We start from the raw sequence: 6,501 nt of genomic DNA on the forward strand, positions 1-6,501 counted from the left end.
GACTTGCGGCGGCCCACAACCACCGGCTCAGCGCGGGCGCGGCCAGCGCCGGCCGGCTCGCGGCTCCCGGGCGTCGCGCGCCATCCGGCCGACCAGGCCGAAGCGGTTGACCTGCCGGGGTGTCGCCTCCGGATCGGCCAGCAGCATCACCACGCTGGCCCCGCCGAGCCGGGCCCGGTCGATGCTCACCGAGCCGTTGGCCTGCAACGCGACCCGCTTGGCGATGTCCAGCCCCAGGCCGGTGGAGCCCTGGTCGCTGGCGCCGCGACGCAGCGCCCGGTCCGGGTCGGTGATGCCCGGGCCGGCGTCGTCGATCCGGATCGCCACCCAGCCGTCCCGCCGGCTCACCGCCACCTCGAACGCGGTGCCCTGCGGGGTGTAGCGGAAGACGTTGCCGATCACCGCGTCCAGCGCCGCGGCCAGCTCGGCCCGGGGCGCCGGCGCCGGGATCCGCAGCTGCGCGCCGATCACCCGGTGCGGCCGGTTCTGGTCACCGGCGAGGGCTGACCAGAAGACCATCCGGTCCCGGACCACCTCGCTGACGTCGCAGGTCGCCGGGCCGGTCTCCTGGCTGACCGCCTTGCGGGTGGTGGTGATCAGCTGGTCGACCTCGCCCTCCAGGGTCACGATGGCCTGGCGGATCCGCCGGATGCCGCGGCGGCGGTCCAGCTCCGCCTCGCTGAACGTGCCGATGCTGGTGTCGTCGGACTCCAGCGCCTCGGCGTCCAGCCGCAGCGCGGTCAGCGGCGTCCGCAGCCGGTGTGACAGGTCGGCGACGAGTTCCCGCTCGTCGGCGCGGAGCGCGACCAGCCGTTCCGCCATCCGGTTGAACGCGTGCCCGGCCTCCGCTAGCTCCCGCGGCCCGGTCGGCTCCACCCGGACGCCCAGCTCGCCGTCGCCGACCGCGAGGGCGGCCTTCACCAGCTCGCCCGTGGCGTCGACGGCCCGGGCGGCGACCCGGTCGACCACGATCACCGCGGCACCGACCAGCGCCACCGCCACGGCGAGCAGCAGCAGCCAGCGCCCCCCGCCGCCGGCGTCGAGCACCTCGTCGGGGACGAAGACCTCCACCACGGCGACCCGGTCGCCCAGCACCACGGGGTCCAGCCGGAGGACGCCGCCGGGCACGTCGGTGACCACCGAGCGGCGCTCGGTGGCCGCCCGGTCCAGCGCCGCCGCGTCGGCCCGGCCCGCGCCCTCGTCGGCCCCGATCCCGTGTACGACGGGCCGCAGCGCCGGGTCGTCGCCGCTGGCCGCCACGGCCCGGCGGACGATCTCCGGGTCGGTGCTGACCGCGAGCGCCCCGGTGACCAGCGCGCTGCGCCGGGCCGCGTCGGCCAGCTTCTCCTCGCGCGCCTGGTCGGCGAGGGTGATCCCGAGCGGGATGAGGAAGGCGAGCGCGACGAGGCTGCACATGCCGGCCGTGAGCCAGGCCAGCGCCCGCCTCAGTCCGGCGCCACCAGCCGGAAGCCGACCCCCCGCACGGTGCGCAGGTAGCGCGGCTTCGCCGCGGACTCGCCCATTTTGCGGCGCAGCCAGTAGAGGTGAACGTCGATGGTCTGGTCCTCGCCGACCGAGGGCTGCCGCCATACCTCCTCCAAGAGTTCCCGCCGGGACACTACCCGGCCGGGACGTGCGGCGAGATACGCCAGCAGGTCGAATTCCTTGCGGGTCAGGGCCAGCGGCTCGCCGTCCAGCACCGCGCTGCGCTCACCCACGTCGACCCGCAGGCCGCCGACCGTGTGCACGGCCGGCTGGACGGTCCGGCTGGCCCGGCCGGCCCGGCGCAGCACGGTGGTGATCCGGGCGTCGAGGTGTGCGCCCGTGAACGGCTTGACCATGTAGTCGTCGGCGCCCGCGCGGAGCAGCCGGACCACCGACTGCTCGTCGTCGCGCGCGGTCGCGATGATGATCGGCACGTCGGTGATGCCGCGCAGCATCCGCAGCGCGTCGGAGCCGTCCAGGTCGGGCAGGCCGAGGTCGAGCACCACGAGATCGGGGGTCTCGGCGGCGACCCGGCGCAGCGCGTCCAGCGCCGTGCCGACGGCGTGCACGGCATGTCCCCGGTCGGTGAGGGACCGCAGCATCGCGCCGCGGACGACGTGATCGTCTTCGACCAGGAGGACGGTGGCCACGTCAGCACCGTACTCGGCGTGGCAAGTTGATCGCGTTGCGGCGCTCCTGCGAACCGGGCAAGCTGGGACGACGATGACGTTCACTCTCTTCCCCGACACGCGGCTGACGCTGGCGCGCGACTCGCTGGCCGGCCTGTCGGTCGGCGACGCCCTGGGCTCCCAGTTCTTCGTGCCCGGCCGGCACCCGGCCGACCTCGGTGCCGGACGGCTGCCCGTGCCGCCCTGGCAGTGGACCGACGACACCGAGATGGCGTGCTCGGTGGTGGCCGCGCTGAGCGAAGCCGGGCGGATCGACCGGGACGCCCTGGCGCTCGCCTTCGCGGAGCGCTGCGAGCCCTACCGGGGCTACGGGCCGGGGGCGGTCGGCATCCTGCGCCTCATCCGGACCGGCACGCCGTGGCCGGTGGCCGCCGCGTCCGCGTTCGACGGGCAGGGCTCCTGCGGCAACGGCGCCGCCATGCGGGTGGCCCCGCTCGGCGCCTGGTACGCCGACTCCACCCGGCGGGCCGCCGACCAGGCCCGCGCCTCCGCCGAGGTCACCCACGCCCACCCGGAGGGGATCGCCGGGGCGGTCGCGGTGGCGGTGGCCGCCTCGCTGGCCGCCCGCGCCCGGCTGGACGGGGACCGCCCCGAGCCGGCCCGGCTGCTCACGGTGGTGGCCGGTGCCCTCGACCCGGCCGCCGAGGTGCACCGGGGCGTACGCCGGGCGGCCGCGCTGCTCGGCCACCCGGCCGGCGAGGTCGCCGAGACGCTGGGCAACGGCTCCCGGGTGACCGCCCAGGACACCGTCCCCTTCACGCTCTGGGTGGCCGCCACCCACCTGCACGACTACCCGGCCGCGATCCGTGCCTGCGTCGAGGCGGGCGGGGACGTGGACACCACGGCGGCGATCGTCGGCGGCGTGGTGGCCGCACACACCGGGGTCGGCACGCCGGGCGGGGTGCCGGACGGCTGGCTCGCGGCCCGCGAACCCCTCCCGCCCTGGCTCGCCGCCCCCGCCTGACCTCCGCACACACCGCGCCGGTCGTCGCCGGGGCCAGCCCACCGCGTCCGCCACCGGCGACGCGGCCTCGCGGGCTCGCGCGAGCCGGGTCAGCGTCGAATCTCGGCGACCTGCCGTTCGCTGGGAACCGTAAGTCGCCAAGATCGCCGCGTGCGCCCCGCTCAGCGGGAGGCCGTGGGGGTCAGGGGCGCGGTGTCGGTGGTGGTGGGGTGGGGGCCGGGGGCGTCGGTGGCGGTGTCGGGCCGGGTCTGGGAGTCGGTGGGGAGGGTCAGGGTGTCGTGGCGGCGGCGGCTGAGCAGCCAGCCGAGCGCCGCGCCGCCGGCCAGCCCCGCGAGCAGGCCGCCGCCCAGCAGCAGGTCCGCGCTGGGTCCGTCGTCGCCGGCCCCGGGCGGTCCGGCCGCCCCGGCCGGCGCCTCGGCGGCCGGTTCGCCGTGGCCGGCGTGCGCGGCGGCGGCCGGCTCGCCGTGGTCCGCGTGCGCGGCGGCACCCGGCAGCGGGGGCAGCAGGGCGACCGTCGGGGCGGGGTGCGCGCCGCCGGGCGGGTCGGTCCAGCGGACCACCGTGCCGTCGGCGTAGGTCTGGACCACCGTGAACGTCAGCCGGTCGGTGGCCGGCATCGGTCCCATGCCGAGCGAGAGCCGGGCCGGCCCGGTGGTGCCGGGCATCCGGATCCAGGTCACCGCGTCGGTGACCTGGTCCAGCTCCGAGGAGTGGATGCCGGGGACCGGCCGGTCCAGGGTGCGGGTCGTGATGGTGGGCGCCCAGTCCGGCACGGAGAGCGGGTAGACCTCGCCGATCGGCGCGTCCGCGGGCATCCGCAGCTCGATCCGGCTGGTCCGGCTGCCGGCCCGCTCCTCGGGCAGCACCACGGCCAGTTCGATGGCGTCGCCCTGGCGTACCTGGGCGGGGGAGGTCGTGAGGGTCACCTCGGCGGCGCTCGCGGCGCCGGGCCAGCCCAGCGTGCCGCCGACCGCGGCGGCCAGCAGCGCGGTCGCCCACCACCGGCCCCGACGGGTCATCGTCATGGTCGTCCCCATCCGTGTCGACACGGCCGGCACCGGCTCCGGCCCCACCCGGTAGTTCGGGTGCGAGGGCGGAAAGGTTCAACGCCGGACGGAACCGGTCGCCCGGGGGAGCGCGGCGTCGCCGACGGCACGGGTCGGGGCGACCGATAGCATCGCAGGGGCCGGTACCCGGCACATCCGAACCCGTCGACGACAGGAGTCACCGTGTCCGCACCCCGTACCCCGATCGTGGCCGACCCCGTCGTCGTCGCCGCCGGGACGACGGCGGCCGACGCGGTGGCCGCGGCCGGGCTGCCGACGAACGGCCCGAAGGCGATCGTGGTGGTCCGCGACCCGCAGGGCGTGCTGCGCGACCTGGACTGGAAGCCGGCCGAGGAGACCGCGGTCGAGCCGGTCGCCCTCGACACTCCGGACGGCCTGAACGTGCTGCGCCACTCCACCGCGCACGTGCTGGCCCAGGCCGTGCAGGACGTCTTCCCGGAGGCCAAGCTCGGCATCGGCCCGCCGATCGAGAACGGCTTCTACTACGACTTCCAGGTGGCCAAGCCGTTCCAGCCCGACGACCTGGCGAAGCTCGAGAAGCGGATGCAGGAGATCGTCAAGTCCGGCCAGCGGTTCCGCCGGCGCCGCTTCAACAGCCTCGACGAGGCGCGCGGCGAGCTGGCCGCCGAGCCGTTCAAGATGGAGCTCATCGAGGTCAAGGGCGAGGGGCTGGACTCCTCCGAGGTGATGGAGGTGGGCGGCGGCGAGCTGACCATCTACGACAACCTCGCCGCCAACGAGGACAAGGTCTGCTGGTCGGACCTGTGCCGCGGCCCGCACCTGCCGAACACCCGGCTGATCGGCGCGTTCAAGCTGATGCGCTCGGCCGCCGCCTACTGGCGGGGCTCGGAGAAGAACCCGCAGCTCCAGCGGGTCTACGGCACCGCGTGGCCGACCCGGGACGAGCTGAAGGCGTACCTGCGGTTGCTGGAGGAGGCCGCCCGGCGCGACCACCGCAAGCTCGGCGCGGACCTGGACCTGTTCAGCTTCCCCGACGAGATCGGCTCCGGCCTGGCGGTCTTCCATCCCAAGGGCGGCGTGCTCAAGCGGGTGATGGAGGACTACGTGCGCACCCGCCACATCGAGGAGGGCTTCCAGTACGTCGGGACCCCGCACATCTCGAAGGAGGGCCTGTTCCACACCTCGGGCCACCTGCCGTACTACGCCGACGGCATGTACCCGCCCATGGAGCTCGAGGGCGCGGACTACTACCTCAAGGCCATGAACTGCCCCATGCACAACCTGATCTACCGGTCGCGCGGGCGGTCCTACCGTGAGCTGCCGATGCGGCTGTTCGAGTTCGGGTCGGTCTACCGCTACGAGAAGTCGGGCGTGGTGCACGGGCTGACCCGGGTGCGCGGCCTGACCCAGGACGACTCGCACTCCTACTGCACCCGGGAGCAGGCGCCCGCCGAGATCAAGCACCTGCTCGACTTCGTGCTGAGCCTGCTGAAGGACTTCGGCATCGACGACTTCTACCTGGAGCTGTCGACCCGCGACGAGGCCCGGCTGGACAAGTTCGTCGGGTCCGACGAGGACTGGGCGACGGCCACCGCCGTGCTGGAGCAGTGCGCCCGGGAGACCGGGCTGGACCTGGTGCCGGATCCGGGCGGCGCGGCCTTCTACGGCCCGAAGATCTCCGTGCAGGCCAAGGACGCCATCGGCCGCACCTGGCAGCTGTCGACCATCCAGTACGACTTCAACCAGCCGAAGGGCTTCGGGCTGGAGTACCAGGCGGCCGACGGCACGCGGCAGCAGCCCGTGATGATCCACTGCGCCAAGTTCGGGTCGATCGAGCGGTTCATCGGCGTGCTCACCGAGCACTACGCGGGCGCGTTCCCGGCCTGGCTCGCCCCCGTGCAGGTGGTCGGCATCCCGATCCGCGAGGACCACACCGACTACCTCCAGGACTTCGTCACCACCCTGCGGAAGCGGGGCATCCGTGCCGAGGTCGACGCCGGTGACGACCGGATGCAGAAGAAGATCCGCAACGCCCAGCAGCAGAAGATCCCGTTCATGGTGATCGCCGGCGACGACGACGTGGCCGCCGGCACGGTCTCCTTCCGCTACCGGGACGGGTCGCAGCGCAACGGCGTGCCGATCGAGGAGGCGGTGGCCCACGTGCGGGACGTCGTCGAGTCCCGCACCAACTCGGGCCCCTCGGCCGAGGGCGCGCCCAACACCTGAGCCACCGTCGCGGGGGGGGGCGGCCCCCCCCGCCGCCCCGCCGCCCCCCTAAGAATAACCTCAGCAGGGGGGGGAACCGGCCTAACTAAAAATCACAAAACCCAGTGAA

5 protein-coding genes are annotated in these 6,501 nt (G+C 74.6%); 2 read left to right on the forward strand and 3 right to left on the reverse strand.

Annotated features, from left to right (window positions below; all coding sequences use genetic code 11):
- Positions 1-27: 27 nt before the first annotated feature.
- Positions 28-1,416 (reverse strand): HAMP domain-containing sensor histidine kinase, encoded by a 1,389-nt coding sequence (locus ABZW14_RS32945; RefSeq protein ID WP_355354703.1) that lies wholly within the window; start codon positions 1,414-1,416, stop codon positions 28-30.
- A 29-nt stretch (positions 1,417-1,445) separates the two neighbouring features.
- A complete protein-coding gene (locus ABZW14_RS32950; RefSeq protein WP_089155714.1) occupies positions 1,446-2,135 on the reverse strand; it encodes a response regulator transcription factor in 690 nt (229 codons plus the stop codon).
- A gap of 73 nt (positions 2,136-2,208) precedes the next feature.
- Between ABZW14_RS32950 and ABZW14_RS32955 the strand changes: the two genes are divergently transcribed.
- Positions 2,209-3,138, forward strand: a complete 930-nt coding sequence (locus ABZW14_RS32955; protein WP_355354706.1) for an ADP-ribosylglycohydrolase family protein — start codon at positions 2,209-2,211, stop codon at positions 3,136-3,138.
- A 161-nt stretch (positions 3,139-3,299) separates the two neighbouring features.
- On the opposite strand, the gene ABZW14_RS32960 is transcribed toward ABZW14_RS32955, so the two are convergent.
- Positions 3,300-4,163 (reverse strand): DUF1775 domain-containing protein, encoded by an 864-nt coding sequence (locus tag ABZW14_RS32960; protein WP_355354709.1) that lies wholly within the window; start codon positions 4,161-4,163, stop codon positions 3,300-3,302.
- Positions 4,164-4,367: 204 nt separating this feature from the next.
- Here ABZW14_RS32960 and thrS point away from each other — a divergent pair, with 204 nt between their 5' ends.
- Positions 4,368-6,392, forward strand: a complete 2,025-nt coding sequence (gene thrS / locus ABZW14_RS32965; RefSeq protein ID WP_355354712.1) for a threonine--tRNA ligase — start codon at positions 4,368-4,370, stop codon at positions 6,390-6,392.
- Positions 6,393-6,501 lie beyond the last annotated feature (109 nt).

Origin of the sequence: Micromonospora sp. NPDC004551 (assembly GCF_040609975.1) — a bacterium.
Lineage (GTDB): Bacteria > Actinomycetota > Actinomycetes > Mycobacteriales > Micromonosporaceae > Micromonospora.